Source organism: Flavobacterium sp. GT3P67 (assembly GCF_004349155.1).
GTDB lineage: Bacteria > Bacteroidota > Bacteroidia > Flavobacteriales > Flavobacteriaceae > Flavobacterium > Flavobacterium ranwuense.
The window spans coordinates 505,465-522,868 of the sequence record NZ_SMLF01000001.1; the positions used below are offsets into that span (position 1 = coordinate 505,465).

At 33.1% G+C, this 17,404-nt stretch carries 18 protein-coding genes and 1 pseudogene; 4 read left to right on the top strand and 15 right to left on the bottom strand.

The annotated features are described in order from the left end of the window. The 13 genes from atpH to E0H99_RS02225 form a co-directional block, all read right to left on the bottom strand. Entirely contained in the window at nt 1-534 is a 534-nt protein-coding gene (gene atpH, locus E0H99_RS02165; RefSeq protein ID WP_131990733.1) for an ATP synthase F1 subunit delta, read from the bottom strand. Between the two features lie 5 nt (nt 535-539). Then, complete coding sequence (locus E0H99_RS02170; RefSeq protein ID WP_131990735.1) at nt 540-1,040, bottom strand: F0F1 ATP synthase subunit B; 501 nt, start codon at nt 1,038-1,040, stop codon at nt 540-542. A gap of 114 nt (nt 1,041-1,154) precedes the next feature. Next, nucleotides 1,155-1,346, bottom strand: coding sequence for an ATP synthase F0 subunit C (atpE, locus tag E0H99_RS02175; RefSeq protein ID WP_007136870.1), 192 nt, complete (start codon nt 1,344-1,346; stop codon nt 1,155-1,157). 106 nt (nt 1,347-1,452) lie between these two features. Then, entirely contained in the window at nt 1,453-2,601 is a 1,149-nt protein-coding gene (gene atpB, locus E0H99_RS02180; RefSeq protein ID WP_131990737.1) for a F0F1 ATP synthase subunit A, read from the bottom strand. Nucleotides 2,602-2,721: 120 nt separating this feature from the next. Then, nucleotides 2,722-3,114, bottom strand: coding sequence for a hypothetical protein (locus E0H99_RS02185; RefSeq protein WP_131990739.1), 393 nt, complete (start codon nt 3,112-3,114; stop codon nt 2,722-2,724). 105 nt (nt 3,115-3,219) lie between these two features. Further along, nucleotides 3,220-3,447: an AtpZ/AtpI family protein gene (locus E0H99_RS02190; protein WP_131990741.1), complete on the bottom strand. Its 228-nt coding sequence runs from the start codon at nt 3,445-3,447 to the stop codon at nt 3,220-3,222. Beyond that, complete coding sequence (locus E0H99_RS02195) at nt 3,413-3,823, bottom strand: polymer-forming cytoskeletal protein (protein WP_131990743.1); 411 nt, start codon at nt 3,821-3,823, stop codon at nt 3,413-3,415. The genes E0H99_RS02190 and E0H99_RS02195 overlap by 35 nt, the downstream gene beginning before the upstream one ends. A gap of 2 nt (nt 3,824-3,825) precedes the next feature. After that, nucleotides 3,826-6,456: a tetratricopeptide repeat protein gene (locus E0H99_RS02200; protein WP_131990745.1), complete on the bottom strand. Its 2,631-nt coding sequence runs from the start codon at nt 6,454-6,456 to the stop codon at nt 3,826-3,828. Between the two features lie 228 nt (nt 6,457-6,684). Continuing rightward, on the bottom strand, nt 6,685-7,380 hold the full coding sequence (locus E0H99_RS02205; protein ID WP_131914628.1) for an ABC transporter ATP-binding protein: 696 nt from the start codon (nt 7,378-7,380) through the stop codon (nt 6,685-6,687). 51 nt (nt 7,381-7,431) lie between these two features. After that, nucleotides 7,432-8,901: a DUF5687 family protein gene (locus E0H99_RS02210; RefSeq protein WP_131990747.1), complete on the bottom strand. Its 1,470-nt coding sequence runs from the start codon at nt 8,899-8,901 to the stop codon at nt 7,432-7,434. Between the two features lie 47 nt (nt 8,902-8,948). Then, nucleotides 8,949-9,656 (bottom strand): hypothetical protein, encoded by a 708-nt coding sequence (locus E0H99_RS02215; protein WP_131990749.1) that lies wholly within the window; start codon nt 9,654-9,656, stop codon nt 8,949-8,951. Then, entirely contained in the window at nt 9,653-10,333 is a 681-nt protein-coding gene (locus E0H99_RS02220; RefSeq protein WP_131990751.1) for a hypothetical protein, read from the bottom strand. The genes E0H99_RS02215 and E0H99_RS02220 overlap by 4 nt, the downstream gene beginning before the upstream one ends. 10 nt (nt 10,334-10,343) lie before the next feature. Then, nucleotides 10,344-10,685 carry a PadR family transcriptional regulator gene (locus E0H99_RS02225; RefSeq protein WP_131990753.1) on the bottom strand — a complete coding sequence of 114 codons (342 nt, stop codon included), beginning with the start codon at nt 10,683-10,685 and terminating at the stop codon, nt 10,344-10,346. 153 nt (nt 10,686-10,838) lie between these two features. Here E0H99_RS02225 and E0H99_RS02230 point away from each other — a divergent pair, with 153 nt between their 5' ends. From E0H99_RS02230 to E0H99_RS02245, 4 genes and pseudogenes are all read left to right on the top strand, one after another. Continuing rightward, nucleotides 10,839-11,891: a ferredoxin--NADP reductase gene (locus E0H99_RS02230; protein WP_131990755.1), complete on the top strand. Its 1,053-nt coding sequence runs from the start codon at nt 10,839-10,841 to the stop codon at nt 11,889-11,891. 212 nt (nt 11,892-12,103) lie between these two features. After that, nucleotides 12,104-12,829 carry a DUF421 domain-containing protein gene (locus E0H99_RS02235; protein WP_131990757.1) on the top strand — a complete coding sequence of 242 codons (726 nt, stop codon included), beginning with the start codon at nt 12,104-12,106 and terminating at the stop codon, nt 12,827-12,829. 304 nt (nt 12,830-13,133) lie between these two features. Beyond that, nucleotides 13,134-13,381, top strand: a pseudogene (locus tag E0H99_RS02240) (type II toxin-antitoxin system ParD family antitoxin). A 15-nt stretch (nt 13,382-13,396) separates the two neighbouring features. After that, nucleotides 13,397-13,666: a type II toxin-antitoxin system RelE/ParE family toxin gene (locus E0H99_RS02245; protein WP_240723425.1), complete on the top strand. Its 270-nt coding sequence runs from the start codon at nt 13,397-13,399 to the stop codon at nt 13,664-13,666. An 11-nt stretch (nt 13,667-13,677) separates the two neighbouring features. Here E0H99_RS02245 and E0H99_RS02250 read toward each other — a convergent pair whose 3' ends face one another. Further along, nucleotides 13,678-14,439, bottom strand: coding sequence for a GLPGLI family protein (locus tag E0H99_RS02250; protein WP_131990761.1), 762 nt, complete (start codon nt 14,437-14,439; stop codon nt 13,678-13,680). A gap of 61 nt (nt 14,440-14,500) precedes the next feature. Then, on the bottom strand, nt 14,501-17,281 hold the full coding sequence (locus E0H99_RS02255) for an outer membrane beta-barrel protein (protein WP_131990763.1): 2,781 nt from the start codon (nt 17,279-17,281) through the stop codon (nt 14,501-14,503). Between the last annotated feature and the right edge of the window lie 123 nt (nt 17,282-17,404).

Below are 17,404 nucleotides of genomic sequence, written 5' to 3' on the forward strand. Positions count from 1 at the left end.
CTAATTACTTAACTCTCTTTTTAATACTTGTAATCTGTTGGCTACTGAAGCATTGTATTGCTTGTCGCCTATTCTTAGAATAAATCCTCCAATGATTGAAGCATCTACTATATTTTCTATTGTAATTTTTTTATCCGATAATGTTGCAATTTTAGCCAAAACTTGTGCTTCTAATGCTGCATCCATAGGAATCGCTGTAGTAACCTGAGCTACTTCAACACCATTCATAATGTCAGATAATTTACTGTATTCTATTGCAATTGCTTCTAGAATTTCGAATCTTTTGTTTTCAAATAACAAATGAAACAACCCTTGAGTTACACCATTGATACCTGCAAAAACTTCTAACAGTGCTTTCTCTTTCACTTCCACTTTCATGGTCGGATTTTGAATAAAAGTACTCAATTCCAAATTACCATTAATTGTCGAAGCAATAGATTTCATGTCGTTATTTACAACTTCGGCAACACCTTTTGAGTTTGCTAAGTCTAGAATTGCTTTTGCATAACGAATTGCTGCTCTTGTACTTGCCATAATTGTTAGTTTAACTTTACGTCACCTAACATTTTCTCAACTAATTTAGTTTGAGCTTCTTTGTTAGATAATTCGTCTTTCAATATTTTTTCTGCGATACTCAATGATAACGTTGAAACTTGTAATTTCAATTCAGCCATTGCTGCATTTTTTTCACTTTCAATTGCTGCTTTCGCTTGTTCGATCATTTTCAGACCTTGAACTTGCGCTTCGCTTTTAGCATCAGCAACCATTTTTTCTTTCATTTCACGAGCATCTTTAAGCATGTTGTCACGCTCTAATCTTGCTTCTTGCAAAATACGTTGGTTGTCAGCTTGAAGATTTTGCATTTCTTTTCTAGCATTTTCAGCAGAAAGTAATGCATTTTTAATTCCTTCTTCTCTATCATTAACTGCATCAAGAATTGGTTTCCAAGCGAATTTTTTTAACATGAATATCAATCCAACAAATATTACTATTTGCCAAATAAACAAACCAAACGAAAAATCATTTATTAACTTATCCATTATATCTAATTATAAATTTTAAAGTATGAATTGCTTAATCGCAATTTTTAATGTTTTAATTTTAAAAACAATAGTCACAACCAACCGTTGCAACTATTGTTTTTTAAGCTTTAATTAAGATGCGAATAACGCAGCGAAACCAATACCTTCAATAAGTGCAGCTGCGATAAGCATAGCTGTTTGGATTTTTCCAGAAGCTTCTGGTTGACGAGCAATAGCGTCCATTGCTGAACCACCAATTCTACCAATACCTAAACCTGCTCCGATAACAATCAATCCTGCTCCTACAATAGTTGGAATTTGCATAATATATATATTAAAAATTAAACATTCTTATTAATAGTCTAAAGTTGTAAAGTCTAATGTCATAAAGTCAAGCTGACTTTTAAACTTTCGACGTTTGACTTTCGACTTAATGGTGAGCTTCCTCGTGATGATGCTCTTCATTTCCTGCTCCAAAATAAAGTGCAGATAACATTGTAAAAATATACGCTTGCAAAAAAGCCACTAATATTTCAAGAATCATTAGCACAAATGCCAATCCAAATGACAAACTGCTTCCAATCCAGCTTTTAAAAATAAACATTAAACCGATGATACTCATCAAAACTACGTGTCCTGCTAAAATGTTAGCATACAAACGTATCATTAATGAAAATGGTTTAATGATTGTTCCCAATAATTCAATTGGAGCCAAAATAAATTTCATAGGTGTTGGCACACCTGGCATCCAGAAAATGTGCGCCCAATAATTTTTATTAGCCGAGAAAGTTGTGATTAAATACGTCAACAAAGCTAGTGATGCTGTTATCGCAATATTTCCTGTTATGTTAAATCCTAGTGGAGTTAATCCTAAGATATTTAGAAATAAAATAAAGAAAAATATCGTCAATAAATAACTCATGTATTTCTTATAATTCTTTTCCCCAATATTTGGTATTGCAATTTCGTCTCTAACGTATAAAACGATAGGTTCAAATATACGTCCGGCTCCAGAAGCAATTCCTCCGTTTTTTGTGTACGATTTTGCCAAGCCTTTAAACAAGAAAAACATTAAAGTTGCAACAAATAAAATACCAACAACACTTTTAGTGATTGATAAATCCAATGGTTTAACATTTGTTGGATGACCGTGCTCTTCTGTCAAAGCTCCATCCGCCTCCGTTTTGTATATTTTTTCGTGATGCAATACATAGAAGTTTCCATTATGTTCTGCAGTTTCTTCACCATAATGAAATTTTGAAGAAGAAAATACTTGCAAACCATTATCCCAAAGAATAATAGGCAATGAAAAACCATTATGTGATCCTGTTTCCTTATCCGCATTTAAGGTAAAAGAATGAGAATCCAAAAGGTGATGATTAATAAATTCCTTAATCTCAGATTTTACATCTGTTGGTTCAGCATGAGCTCCTTCATGAGCTTCTTCTGTTTTTACTTCATGAGCAACTTCTGTTTTTACTTTCACAGAATCCTGTTCAGGATTTGCAAAACTCATTAAAGGAAGACAGGCTACTAAAGTCGCTACTATAAATCTAAGTGGTTTGTTTGAAATCACCATAACAGTTAATTATCTTAATTTATTACGTTTCTGAAATTTGGTGCAAATGTACATCTTTTATTAATATTCAAAAGAATATAAAAAATTATTTTTGATGGATTTGTTCCTTGAATAACATATTTATTGCTTTTCGTTTAATATACGTATTGTTAATATGGTTTCAATTGCTAAAAAGAGAATAAACATCATAAAAAAATTCTTTTTCTCTATTGCATTGTTTTGTGTTGTAGCCTGCAATATAGGCTTTAAAATCAGATAACAAACAATCATTTTAATACTGGTGCTTAAAAGAAACGACATGCCCACGTTATCAAAACTGCGTTCTTTGACTTTTAACAAGACCACAAATACCATAATAGACAATCCCAGAAACAACATATAAAGGGTTTCTATCGAATAATAAAAAGTCGCATCATCTATGTCTAATACATAAAAAGCAACCCGATGAACAACATAAGCCAATCCCGCAAGTGCCAATAAAGGCAGAAGTGGTTTGTAATTTTTTAAATTCATTGTGTTTGTTTTTTGCCGTAATGGCACTAAGGCGCAAAGATATTTTAATTTACACGACCATCCAGACATTTACAGCTCGTTTTTATTGATTTTTCTTTTGAAAAATTATTGCATTTTATTGATTTCGTTTACCTGTCGTATCACATTATACAAAGCCAGTGCAACGCCAACCATTACTAAAACTTTACTGTAATATACTTTTGGATGGGGATAATTTTCATCTAACCAGTCTCCGAAATAGGAAAATAGAAAGATGATCGCTCCCATTTGAATCGGAATGTTAATCAGCGCGAGCCATTTATTCGCTCTTTTTTTGTTGGGATTGCTGTCCATCGTTCTGGATTAGATTTTTTATATTTGTCTTCATTTTACAAGAAGCGCTAAAATCAGCACCGGGTTCTACTGATAGTTTTCCCGTGGTAACTTCTCCATGAATACTTGCCTTTGATTTTACATTCAGCACTTCGGTTACTTGAATTTTTCCGTCAAATTTTCCTTCAATATCCGCATTTTTACACACAATATCTCCAATAACGCTTCCGGCTGGGCCAATGACTATTTTCCCTCCAGACTGAAAATTCCCTATCAAGTTTCCGTCTAATCTAAAATCAGCATGCGAAATAATATCGCCTTTTATAGTAGTTCCTTCAACAATTCTATTGGTTTTACCCAAAAGATCAGTGTATGATTTTTGCTTTTTATCAAACATATTTATGGATTTTTTGGCGCCAAATAAGTGTCCATATTTTTCTTGATTTGAATCACTTTGTAGTTCTCACCCGAAACCACGATAGCAGGATCGACCAATTTATATTTTACATTATCCTTCAATACAAATACAATATCTTTAGCGTAAACTTCCGATTTTATTCCGTGAATCGTGATGAAATTTTCTTTTTCAGTATAAATGTCATAGGAATAATATAGTCCCTGAAGGTCTTCAGCAGCAATAAACGTTTTGATTTTCTCCTCTATTGCTTTTGTATTTTTATCCTCTCGTGAACCTACTCGATATAAAATTTTCCAATTATTTGAATCGGTTGTATTCAACTCCATTTTCTCTAAAAACGGAATTTGACTCGTCAAGATTTCTTGGGCATTTTTGCCTTCTTCGCTATTTGGATAATTATCAGCCACTCCCTGCAGGGCATTTTTGTATGCCATTACTCCTTGCAGTTTTCCAATGGCGTTTGCTTTAAGCAGTTCAAATTTTGATGCAATTTCATCTCCCGAAAACTGATTAATCAAAGCGTCTGAGTTCTCTAAAACCATAACAAACTGTTCTTGTTCGTATAATTTATACCATTTAGTATACACATTTTCTGGCGTTTCATTTACAGAAGCCATATTGGAACTTGTGTTGTTTACAATTTGTGCATAACGAGAATCCGGATATTGAGCCGATATTCTTTTTTTCATCTCTTCTGCTTTGTTTGCATCCGTGATTTGATATAATTTATACAAATTATACATCGATGGAAGAACCAGTTTTTCCTCTGGATTATTGTTAAATAATTGTTCCAGTTTAGCGATGGCTAAATTATTTTCTTTGAATTTTTCTTTATAAATAATTCCCAATTGGTAGTAGGCAAAATTACGTTCTTTACCAATACTGTCTATTTCCGTTTGTGTTATTGGAAGTTGTTTCAAATAAAAATCCGTGGTGTACTGCTGCTGCTCCATTTTATCCGCAGTTGATTCTTTCTGAAAAGTTTCTTTATCATCACTCAACGGATCCACCGAAGTTTGATTTCCGGTGCTGGATGATATTCTCCAATTGCCATTCGGGGTTCTGTCACCCCATATTTTTTTGAATTCTATTTTTCCGAAAGCTACGGTAGTAGGATTATAAAAATAGAAAATACTACCCGCTTGTTGTGAAGAAACATTAGTAATCGCCGGCGGCAGCAATGCTGATTTTTTTGCCGGTTTTCCAGGTTCCTGATTAGAAGCCGGATCAATAGAACTGGTTGTACTATTTCTTTCTATATTTTCTTGTTTTTCTTTTCGTTTTTCTTCTAAAACTCTCTTGATTTCATCCCCTTCTTTTAGTTTAACGATGTACTTTTCAAAATAGGCAATTTTATCATTCTCATTCAATGAAACAACATTCAAAATACTATCATTTCTTTTGGCAAGACCTTCATACAAAATCACTTCATCCAGATTATTTCTGATTTTTTGAATTTTATTATGCTCTCTGGTTTTGTCATTGAGTTTTACCAATGTACTGTCATAATATTTTGCAGCAGCAGGATATTCAGCATTTCTAAAATACATATTTCCTAAATTTCGGTAATTTGAAGCTACTAAATAGGAATCTTTTGAATCTGTTCTTAAGGATAAGTTGTAAAAATCTAAGGCTTTCTTCTGATCGTTTTTCTGATCATAAAACACCGCCATATGATGAAAAATTAAATCTTTATAAGGTCGATTTTCTCTGTCTTTGGCCAGTTTATCAAATGTTTTTGTAAAGGAATTGAAATCCCCGTTTTGATAATCAAATAACTCTGCTTTTTTAGCATGCGCCTGAATGACAAATTTTCTGTCCGCTTTTCGGTTCATGTCTATCACTGATTGATACGCATTAGCGGCGCTGTCTTTGTATCCTAATTGTTGATACAATTGTCCCAAAACAAAACGATATCGTGCTCTTTCCTGATTTACTTTGGCAAACTCTATGGCTAATTTTAGTTTAGCAACTGCGCTGTCTTTTTCTTCCAAATTCAAAAAAGACTCTGATAAAAGAGCATTTGCATCAGCAAAAACTTGTTTTTTTACTTCATGATCTTCTAATAATTTACTTATATTTTTTATTACTAAAGCGTCATTTCCTAAACGCATATTGGTTTTTTCTCGCCAAATTTTAGCTTCATAAATCTTGCTGCTGTTGGGATATTTGTACAAAATATAATTGAAAGCGTCAAGTGCCGGAACAAATCGTTGGTCGTAATAGCGGGATTTACCAAGCATAAGATATGCTTCGTCAATTTGAGTGTTCTTCTCTCTTCCGCCAATGTTCATGGAATGTTTTTGAATGGCTTTGGTAGCTTTGGCTTCAGCCAATTCAAAATTCGTGTTTTTTGGTGTTGCGGTGGAAGTGAAGTCTTCTACAATTTGCATTTTTTCTACCGGCAGACGTTTCCAGAAATCATCATCACTGTTGGACTTTATTTCCTTGACCCCTTTGTCCAAACCGACTTGACCGTTGTATAAAATATTATACTTTGTACTTAAGGCATGGGAATTTCTGGCCAAAAAAGTATCTCTCTTAGTAGAACAGGCTACTAAAAAACCGAAAAATAAGAAGAAAAATAACTGTTTGAATCTATTGACTTTCAATGGAAAACGTTTTTATCAATTAACTTTTAAATATGCTTTTTAGTATACTTACTGGTAAAAATACGTTTCTTTTTGATATCGTGAAAATTATCGGGGTTTATTTGAGTCACATGCGCGCGTGAGGAATGTAACGGAAATCCTTTTTTATTCTTTTTTTTAAGAATAAAAAAGATTGAGAGTGAAAGCCCGACCCGGATTTTTTTTCCGGGTCACGCCCAAATTAAATTTTTAAACCGCAAAAAAGGCTTCTAACTCCTTTAATGTTTCCTCAGAAGTTTGAATGTCTTTAACCACTTCGCCTTTGTGTAAAGTGACAATTCTGTCACTTACCTCAACGGTGTGCAACAAATCATGGCTGGAAACCAGCACAGTAACATCAGGATTGTCTGCTAAATCCTTGATGATTTTCTTCAATCTAAATTGTGTCGTTGGATCTAAATTAGCAAACGGTTCATCTAAAATTATCACTTCAGGATTCCCGATTAAAGTGGCGATGATTCCCACTTTTTTCTGGTTTCCCTTAGATAAATCGCGTAAATATTTTTTGTTTTTAAGTATTTCTCCGTTGAAAAATTCTTCGTGTGTGGCCAATAAAGCATCGACATCGGCTTTGTTTTGTCCGCGTAAATCGCCTATGAAATAAAAATATTCTTCGGGCGTTAAGTAGCCAATTAGGAAGCTTTCATCAAGAAAAGAAGCGGTGAATGGTTTCCAGTTTTCGCTGGTGTTTACTTGTACCTCATTGTTGACAATATTCCCTGTTGAAGGCTGGATTAAATCCAATAAAAGGCTGAAAAAAGTGGTTTTTCCGGCTCCATTATTGCCCACTAATCCAAAGCTTTCTCCTTTTTTTATTTCTAAATTGTCTATTTTTAATACGGTTGTTCCGTTGTATGTTTTTGAAAGGTTGTTTACTTGTATCATTTTCTTATGGTTAATTCGGTTATTTGTTAATTTGTTTTTAATCGGTTTTGATTAACTCTTTTGTTTGTAAGCTGCAATTGTGGCGTATTTTTCGGATTTGTAAATTTTTTCAATCAAAGAAAAAACCTTGTCTTTCAAAGCAAATCCTATAACTCCCATCGACGCCACTAGTGCTAATCCCACATTGGCATTGCCTAATTTAGAACCTAACCAATACAATAAAACGGGCAATCCTAATTGAGGCAGTGAAATAAGCATGGTTTTTACATTGAATGCTTTTTTATCTCCAAAAGCACCTTTACCGGAACTCAAATCGATTGGCGTTTTGGTATACGCGCCACCTAATAAAACCAAATGGGAATTGACTCCAATATTATAAATTGCACCAACCACTATTGTCAAATAAATCTGCCATCCAAAATAGAGATAGAAAGAAGCAATAGTTGTGGTAACTATTGTCGCGATTACCATCAGCCACCATTTAGAACTCAAATAGCCTTTATAAGGAATATTTTGCGTCATCATCAACTGGTAATAGGCGCTGTCCCAGCTGGGTACAAATTGTCCAAAAGTGATAAGAAATCCACCCGAAACGAAAATTCCGGCAAAAATGTGCATCATAGGGTTATTGTATACTTCAATTGCATTGGTAAAGAAAAGAAAGCCATAAAAAAGGAACATAACGCTCAATCCTATGGTGGTTTTAGATCGTTTGTTTCTCTTTATTAGTTTAATGTCATTTTTCAAAAAGGTTCCGATGGTTCCAAATTGATTCAACCAAGTCAACTCCTCTGTTTTGGCAACATCGTGTTTGTTCGACAATCCCGCATCGAGGTATAAATTCTTTTTGAAATATTGGAAAGTGACATAATATATGGCGATTAAAGCCAATACCGGAATGGCAAAAGCCCAATACGTATTGAAAATAGCATTAAAAAACGGAGTCGTATAATCCGTGATATTGAACAGTCCATAATACTGTAATCCTCCTAAAACGGATGCTATTGCTAAGAAAATCGCAAATAAATTGTCTTTATTACTCAATACAATATTTATAAAATTATTGATGTACAGCAGTGAAAACAGCGCAGTATACCAAAGGACCACTGACACTACATCATAGCCTTCGATAATTAAAACAATACTAAACGGAATCAGGAAAAAACCATGCACCAAATTAAAGAATGACAAAACGGTTTTTCCTAAAGAGAAATGAACAATAGTGGATTTTTTTATGGGGAAAATCAACATCGGACGAATGTTCATCACGGGGATTTTTTGCAACAGCAATCGGATGATTAAATCCATCAGTATATAGTAAATCAAGAATTGATTCACGGTAACGATTGGATCCAGATTCATTTTCTCTAAAATATAAAATGCCCCGACTCCTAATGCTAAGAAAATTAAAATGAAATAAACGGCGACGAGACCCATCAGGATTTTCAAAGCCAAATTAGTAGCGAAGGAAGCTGATCTGATAAATGCTTTCCATTCAAGATAAAGAAATTTTTGAATCATAGTTTGGTTATTTTGGTTTTATAATATGTAGTCAAAATAAGAAAACGTTACAGTTTTTCTAATTTATATTCCGGGTAGGTTTCTAATAGGTATTCTCTAGTCTTAGAAGGGATAATTTTGAATAAAATATAATTTAAAATTCCAAAAAGTACCAACATCAAACTTACAGAGAAAAGCCAGTAATCATTTAATAAATACCTTTCTGCACGACTGCTTATTTGAATAAAAAAATAAAACGGAACTGAAAAAGCTCCTGAAGAAACACCATATTGGTTGATAATTTCTTCAAACAACCATTTCTTTTTACTTGTTTCTTTCTGTATCTTTCTAATTTTCTTAATCTTATAGAATTCAAAAAAAATAAATCCGAAATAACTAATACAAATGGCAATGAAAATATAGTTGTTATACATGCTTGTTTTAAGAATCTTAAAAAGTAAAAAGGTGATTCCTATTGTTAATAGAATTTTTGGTACTCTAAAAAATGCTTTAAAATGATTAAATACTAAGCGATTGTATTTTTTTCCTAATGCAGCTTGACGACTTTCTACCACATCCATAAAACCAAAAACACCAAACTTCCTGAATTCTTTATTTAAAACTTCGTCAAAAGTAAGTTTGGGGTTTTGTTCCCATTCGGTTTCAATAGCGTTGGCCAAATGATCGACTAATTCCGTTTGTAAATCATACCATTCTACATAATGCTGACGGGTAAAAAGGTAGAGTTGGTCTATTTGTTGGGCGGTTAGTTTCATGATTTGGAAAGAGATTGTTTTTTAATCACACGTATATGCTGAAATACCAAAACAAAATCAATCATGAAAAACAAAAGGATCATAAAAAATACATATATAAATCCCATTTGAACATCTGCATCAATATTCATAAGTTTAATAGGAACTAATCCTACACCCAACAACAAAGGTTGGAAAAACACTAGAACACTTCTTTTTTTAAAGAGATAACTAAAAGTGGTTTTGCTCTTATATTTCCAAATTATTATCCAGGCTATTGTTACCAAAAAAACTTCTGTTGCAAAAAGAATTCTTATTGCTTTTGTAAAAAAATAAATGAATGTTTCGGTATTAAAAAAGTGAATAAAAGCTGTTGCAATTAAAGTCAAAGGAATTGCACCTAAAGTAATATACCAAAATCTCGATTTTGTATACCTAGCCATTTTATCCATTATTATTTTGGGTCCAGAATAACTACGACCGAGCCATAAACCATAGGAAGCTGGTCTTAATTCCGGTTTCCATTTCTCAAAAACTTCTTTAAAAGCAAGTTCAAATGAAACTTCTTCATTGATTGTTTTTTCTTCTATTTCCGAAGCGATATGATCGGTTACTTCTAATTTAATGTCGTCGTAAATCAGTCCATTAAAAACCAAAGTTTCTTCTATTTGAGCGATTTGTTCAGTAGTTAGTTTCATCTTCAAAAAATTAAAATTCCAGTTTTGGGTTTGGGTTCACTAAGCTTTGCATGTTTCTAATAAAATCTTCCAGTTCTGAAAGTCGGTTTACTGTTTCTTTCTGACCGCTTTCCGTGAGTTTGTAATATTTACGCATGCGGTTATCCACTTTTTCAATCTCGACATCCAGTAAACCTTCGGCCTCGAGTTTGTGCAACGCCGGATACAAAGCGCCTTCAGTGATGTTCAACTCGCCTTGGGTAATCCCTTTTACTTTTTGGGTGATTTCATAGCCGTACATCTTGCCGTTTTCTTCCAGCAATTTCATAATAATGGTATTCAGACTTCCTTTGTATAATTGAGAATTTTTCATGGTTCAGTCGTTGCAAGTTTAGTGGTATTTCTTATTTCAAAAATCAAATATACATAAGATTCTTATACATAACCATTTTAGGTATGTAAATTTTCAATCCTTTTGATTTTTAGAAACCTAATGTGTTTCCTATCTTTGTAAAAAAATAATCACATGCCATCTTTTTTAAAACTAATAATAAAAGAAGTAAAACGCGAAACCAAAGACGCTGTTTCCGTACTTTTTAACGTACCCGAGGAATTAAAAGCGAATTATACTTTTGTTGCCGGTCAATATATCAATTTAAGATTAACACTTGACGGCGAGGAAATTCGTCGTGCCTATTCTATTTGCTCGGCTCCTGACAGCGGGGAATTACGAATTGCTGTGAAAGCAGTGAAAAACGGTGCTTTCTCTCAATTTGCTAACACAAAGCTTAAAGCTGGAGATGTGCTTGAAGTAGGAAAACCGGAAGGAAAATTTATTTTTGAACCACAAGTTGGCCGACAAAAAAATTACGCCGCTTTTATAGCTGGAAGCGGAATCACACCCGTACTTTCCATCTTAAAATCAGTATTGAAAAACGAACCTAGAAGTTCATTTGTATTGGTTTACGGGAACAAATCTCCGGAAGAAACCATCTTTCATCAAGAATTACACGATTTGCAATTGCAATATGTGGGCCGTCTTTTTGTCCATTATGTTTTCAGTCAAGCCAAAGCAGAAAATGCTTTGTTCGGACGAATTGAGAAATCAACCGTGAATTTTGTGTTGAATAACAAACACAAGGAACTGGAATTTGATAAGTTTTATTTGTGTGGTCCGGAGGAAATGATTAATACTGTTTCCGGAGTTTTGAAGGAACACAATGTAAAGGAAACTGCAATAAAATTTGAATTGTTTTCTTCTTCTACGAAAGAAAATAAAATCGAAAAATCATTAGGAGGACATTCGAAAATCACCATTATGGTGGATGATGAGGAAACGACTTTTGAAATGTCACAAAAACAAACCGTTCTTGATGCCGCTTTAAAACAAGGTATCGATGCTCCTTATTCTTGTCAAGGCGGAATCTGCAGCAGTTGTCTGGCTCGAGTTACATCTGGAACTGCCGAAATGACTAAGAACTCCATTCTTACCGATAAAGAAATCGCCGATGGTTTGATTCTTACCTGTCAGGCACATCCAACATCAGAAAGCATTTATGTAGATTATGATGATGTTTAAAAAAGTCTAAATGATAACGAAAACTTCTCTGAAAAGGGAAGTTTTTTTGTTTTAGGGAAGTTGTGATTTTTATTATATTAGCAGAATAATAAGACCCGCAAAATCTGCTCTATTTTTGAGTATATAGTAAATAGTCATACCTATACATCTAATTTTGGCAGCTTTATGTGACTCTATCATACATCTGAACGAGTTGGCAGTAATAGCAAAAAATGCAAAATACAATTATGAGTGAAGAGAAAAATATATCGGTTTTTGATTGGCAACGGATATTTCTTTCTGAAAATTTCCCACCGGCATATTTGTTTGAAATTGTTTTCAAAAGCGCTGTAATGTTCATACTTCTAATAGTTGGATTGAAGTTTTTAAGTAAAAGAGGCGTAAAACAACTTTCTGTATTCGAGTTAGCTATTTTAATAGCTTTGGGCTCTGCAATAGGTGATCCGATGTTTTATGACTATGTACCTCTTACACACGGAATTGTTGTTTTGTTAGTTGTAATTCTGTTGTATAAAATCATTACAGGTTTAACTGCAAAAAGTAAAAAAATAGAACGCATACTTGAAGGGAAGCCCACTTGTCTTTTGAGCGACGGAAAAATAGAATATGAGAATTATAAACATATTGGCTTGCCTTATGATAAATTTTTTGCCGAACTTCGATTAAATGGTATCGAACATTTGGGTCAAGTACAAAGAGCCTACCTTGAAACATCCGGTGAAATAAGCGTTTATATGTTTGAAGATGAAGAGGTACAGCCAGGTTTACCAATTTTTCCAGAGCTGGTTGATAATCCTTTAGAAAATATAGAGAAGAAAAGAAGATACGCTTGTATTCATTGTGGGAATGTTGAGATTATTGACAACCAAAAAAGTCTATGCAGTATATGCCACAACGATAAGTGGATAGTTCCAAAATCAAACTTGAGAGTCAGGTAATTTATAATTTTTAAATTCAGCAACTACTCTAACAGCTAGAGTTTCGTTACGTGCGCAACACGAACAATGAAACCCGTGTTGAACGGAACCGATTACAAGTCCGTTAACACTATGGAGTTATCGTAAAGTTTTGAGAGGAATTTTGATGAGGGTTTTCTATCCTCTTTTTTTGTTGGGTGAATAGTCCATGGCTTTTTTTAGTGTTTTCCGTCACTTGCCAAGTATAGGAACGTTCTGTAATATTTTAAAAAAAAACATTGCAAATGTTACCAAATTTTGGTGCTTTTAGTGAAAAATTAAAATCATGGGAAAGAATACGTCAATCTCTTTAGGGAATCATTTTGAAACTTTTGTGGAAAAAGTATCTCAAAAGGTCGGTTTCAAAATGCAAGTGAGGTAATTCGAGCCGGTCTTCACATGTTAGAAGAAAAAGATAAAATTTTAATGTTAAAAAATGCCATTCAGGAAGGTATTGATAGTGGATTTGCAAAAGACTTTGATCCAAAAAAACACCTAGAAATGTTACAATCAAAGAAAAAAGCAAATGGCTAATATCATTTGACAAATTTGGCTGTTAACGATTCGGCTGAAATCTGGGAGTATACTTATGATGAATGGTCAGAAAAACAAGCCAACAAATATTATAACCTATTATTAGAATCTTGTCAGGAATTAGCAAATTACCCGAACTTCGGGAAAAATTATGAGTTAGTTCAACCGAATCTTTTAGGCTATAAAGCCAATCATCACATTATTTTTTTTAGAATTATTTTAGTCAAAGAAATAAAAATATTAAGAATACTTCATGAAAGAATGGATTTGAAATCTAAGCTTTAATTCAGAATCAACTATAAAAAAGCATTCCACAAAAACATATTTTTTTGTCTTTTATTTTCTTCTTTATCCTCACCATAGGTGAACCAATCCTTTGTTCTTTCTTCTATCAACGATTTTAGACCCGTTAAGTCATAGGTTTTTTTGGCTGTAATGGGTTTTATGTCGGATGGGTTACTGATTGTTAAATCTATTTTGGTAGCTATAAATGAGGTGTATAATCTTGGTATTGAAAGTCCCAAAATCATACCCGGTAAACCATTTATAGAACATGGACCCCCAGAAATGGTAATATCGTCTGTGTAAAAAGCAAATACATATACGTCATCCATTATTTTGCCTACAGCTTTTCGGCAATTATAACCGGCTATTTCTCTATGTTCATTTGTGATTTTCCATTGTATATTTGGTATGCTGTCTGCTATTACAAAATTAGTTCCTACTATTTGTTTTTGCATGTTCATTTTTCTTGTCGTAAAATCAAAATACCAAGTGTTTTCTTCATCTGCATCTTTTTCGTGTTTTGGTATTCTTGTTTTTGGACTCCATCTATCAAATTTATATATGCTTTTGTTGTCTGCAAAAGTATAGGTGAAATAGGATATTTTTAGGTCAGACAGGTTGTCTTTCATCATCTCATCCCAGCTGTCATTACTCATCGTTTTTTTGAGGTTGGTATTGACTTCATATTCAATTACAGCTTTATCTATAAATTGCTGTGCCTTTGATGTAGTTGTAAAAATTAGTGCTGCTATAAAAAAAAGTATTGATTTCATATGTTGTGAATTGTGAGTTTTATTGAAGTTTCCCGTAGTTACATCCCAATAAATGTTTAACTTATTTTTTTACTGTTTCGCCTTTGTTTTTAAAATTCCAGGTAAAGCCTATCATAGCATATCTTTTGAGCCTATCGTTTCGTTCCTCACCTATTGTGTTTTCATAAACATATCTATTTATGCCTATATTTTGATTCAAAATATCCCGCACTAGGATATAAGCTGTAAACTCATCGTTTTTAAAGGTCCGTTGTAGCCTTGCATTCCACAATTGATTGGTGAGGTTGGTTTTAAAATCGACCGTTTTTTGTCGGGAATATAAATTATAGTCTGTGGACAATTTCCATTTTTCTCTGAAATAAACCCCTATGTCCAAGCCTAAATTATTAGTGTTAAATGATTTTATTTCATCGTTTTGAGAAGTACTGTTTCTGTTGTTTGAAAAATAATTACTTAAACTAAATTCGTATTTCTTTTCTTTTGATTTATTTAAATAAATTGAAAATCCTGAATTTAAAGTATTGGAATTATTGATTTTGTTATTAATACTAAGTACCGATTTGTTATAGTTAACAGATGGATTAAGATTAACGTGTAAATCTATTTTTTTTATCTTAAATCCATATCCAAAATAAAAATTTCCTGAAAAATTTCCGTTTGTATTTATGGGTGTGCTAATTGTTTTAGCACTTTCTGGATCTATATCTTTGTTGTAAGTAATTAAATTGGAAGTTGTTCTAAAAGAAATACTTTGGTAAAAATGCGATTCTGTCAAAATACTATAACTATTGTGTGATATGTTTACACTATTGGTAAAGGATTGCTTTAAATCTGGATTACCTAAAGTTTGATTGAAAAAATCTTGATTGTTTCTCAAAGGCTGTAATTGATCGATGGTAGGCTGTCTGGTTGCGCCTTGATAATTGAAACGCAAGTTACTATTGCTTTTGTACTTGTAAGAAAAATTTGCAGTTGGAAAAAAGTTAGTATAGCTGCGCTTATATTCTTTATTTAAAGTTTGATCTTGCAAATCAAACGAAGTAAAACCAAAACCACTTCCAAAGCTATAATTTATTTTTTTAGCATTGTAACTCAGTTTTATATTGGGCTTGTTAGTTGTTATTGTCTGTTTGAACTGGTTAGATAAAGAATCTACAACCACATCATACTTGCCTGTAACATCCGAATAATCATACGTTAAATAGTTACTTTCGCCCGTGTTATGAGCAACCTGATAGGCAATTTGCATTGCAAATTTCTTACCAATAGGCTCTGTATAGGTAACATTTACAGCAAGGTTTTGACTTGTTTTTTCTCCTATTTTATTTTGGTCTACATCATCCCTAGAAGAAAAAACACCTCCATCATAACTTTCGTTGGAAGACTTTAAGAAATTATTTGAATCTGTATTCAACGTGTTCCAACTACCGTTTACAGAAAATGTACGACGGGCTTTGGTGAATTTATGTTTATACAAAATACTGGCAGACAAAGATTCCTTATCCGAATTTGTATTAAATATTTTTTCCTGTTTGTTTTTTAATAATCCATCACCTCCCGTTGTCTCACCATTTGTAAATTCATCACTTTCGGTATTATAAAAATTAGTTTTGGCGGTAAATTTTATCGAATTTATAGAATCTAATTTTACATCGTAAATAGCATTTAGTTTAAAATTACTTCTGTTTACATTGCTTACCGTTGATCTGTTTTCGTTTAATTGGGTTTCTCCCACTTGTGTTTGGGTAACCCTGCTTTTATTGTTTGTATAAATTTGGTTGTTGTATTTTGGTGATAGATTCAATGTTTGTTTATCATTCCACTTGTTGCTGTACTGCAATCCTGCGTTGGTGTTTTTGATAAACCCATTTTGAGTGTCAACATAAGGTTCTTCATCATTATTGCCACCTGTCCATTCATAACTTACATTTCCATCGTCATCCATGTTCATGCTTATATCATCCCGTGCTCCAAATTTTTCGCTGTCTTGCCAGCCAAGTCCATCTTGCCCAGTATTCCCATTTAATAAAAAAGCAGATAGTTTTCTTTTGCCTTTAAAAGAGCTAAACATCAAATTGGTATTGTATCTGGAATCCGCATCTGTAAATGGCTGATTTGCACCATCTATTTTACCAAAATAACCTTTCTTTTTATCTTCCTTTAATTTTAGGTTAATTGTTTTTTTTGTGTCGCCATCATCAATTCCTGTAAACTCGGCTTGATCGCTTTTCTTATTAAAAACTTGTACTTCTTTCACTGCATCGGCTCGCAGGTTTTTTACCGCCATACCCGGGTCATCGCCAAAAAATTCTTCTCCATCTACCAATACTTTTTCTACCGTTTCACCCATGGCTTTTATAACACCATTTTTATCAACTTGAATCCCCGGCAGTTTTTTTAGTAATTCTTCTACATTGGCATTGGCATCTACCTTAAAATCACTTGCTCTGTAACTGGTCGTATCGCCTTTAATTTTAATAGAACCCGACTTTATAATTACTTCTCTAAGCGCATTAATTTTGCTCATCAAGGCAATTGTCCCCATTTTTTTTTCGCCTTCTTCAATAATAATAGCATCTACATAATCGGCATATTGGCTATGAGCCGTCATCAATATATAATTTCCTGCTTTTACATTTTTGAAACTAAAGTTCCCCTCTTTATTTGATCGGGTAAACTTGTATAAAATAGAGTCTTTGGGAGTTAATAAAGCAACAACCGAATTGTAAATGGGTTTTTTTTCGCTACCATCGGTTAAAAGACCCGAAAGGTTTGTTTTTTGAGAAAACGCTGAAAAAGAGAATATGAACAAAATTGCAATTGTTACAGTAATTTTTGGCATAAATAATTTCTATTTTATTGTATTAGCATTTCGAGATTTCTAAAAGCAACTTAACCGAAAAGAACAATCCTCTTTCGTCTCAAGTTAGCTTTGAGTGCAAAACCTTACGCACTTAAGCCAAAA

Coding starts and splice junctions, on each gene's coding strand:
- E0H99_RS02225 (WP_131990753.1), bottom strand. CDS start 10,685: ATGAAAAATTCTCAATTATACAAAGGAAGTCTGAATACCATTATTATG.
- E0H99_RS02255 (WP_131990763.1), bottom strand. CDS start 17,281: ATGCCAAAAATTACTGTAACAATTGCAATTTTGTTCATATTCTCTTTT.
- atpH (WP_131990733.1), bottom strand. CDS start 534: ATGGCAAGTACAAGAGCAGCAATTCGTTATGCAAAAGCAATTCTAGAC.
- atpB (WP_131990737.1), bottom strand. CDS start 2,601: ATGGTGATTTCAAACAAACCACTTAGATTTATAGTAGCGACTTTAGTA.
- E0H99_RS02215 (WP_131990749.1), bottom strand. CDS start 9,656: ATGAAACTAACCGCCCAACAAATAGACCAACTCTACCTTTTTACCCGT.
- E0H99_RS02210 (WP_131990747.1), bottom strand. CDS start 8,901: ATGATTCAAAAATTTCTTTATCTTGAATGGAAAGCATTTATCAGATCA.
- E0H99_RS02195 (WP_131990743.1), bottom strand. CDS start 3,823: ATGTTTGATAAAAAGCAAAAATCATACACTGATCTTTTGGGTAAAACC.
- E0H99_RS02205 (WP_131914628.1), bottom strand. CDS start 7,380: ATGATACAAGTAAACAACCTTTCAAAAACATACAACGGAACAACCGTA.
- E0H99_RS02250 (WP_131990761.1), bottom strand. CDS start 14,439: ATGAAATCAATACTTTTTTTTATAGCAGCACTAATTTTTACAACTACA.
- E0H99_RS02190 (WP_131990741.1), bottom strand. CDS start 3,447: ATGGACAGCAATCCCAACAAAAAAAGAGCGAATAAATGGCTCGCGCTG.
- E0H99_RS02220 (WP_131990751.1), bottom strand. CDS start 10,333: ATGAAACTAACTACTGAACAAATCGCTCAAATAGAAGAAACTTTGGTT.
- E0H99_RS02185 (WP_131990739.1), bottom strand. CDS start 3,114: ATGAATTTAAAAAATTACAAACCACTTCTGCCTTTATTGGCACTTGCG.
- E0H99_RS02230 (WP_131990755.1), top strand. CDS start 10,839: ATGCCATCTTTTTTAAAACTAATAATAAAAGAAGTAAAACGCGAAACC.
- atpE (WP_007136870.1), bottom strand. CDS start 1,346: ATGCAAATTCCAACTATTGTAGGAGCAGGATTGATTGTTATCGGAGCA.
- E0H99_RS02170 (WP_131990735.1), bottom strand. CDS start 1,040: ATGGATAAGTTAATAAATGATTTTTCGTTTGGTTTGTTTATTTGGCAA.
- E0H99_RS02235 (WP_131990757.1), top strand. CDS start 12,104: ATGCAAAATACAATTATGAGTGAAGAGAAAAATATATCGGTTTTTGAT.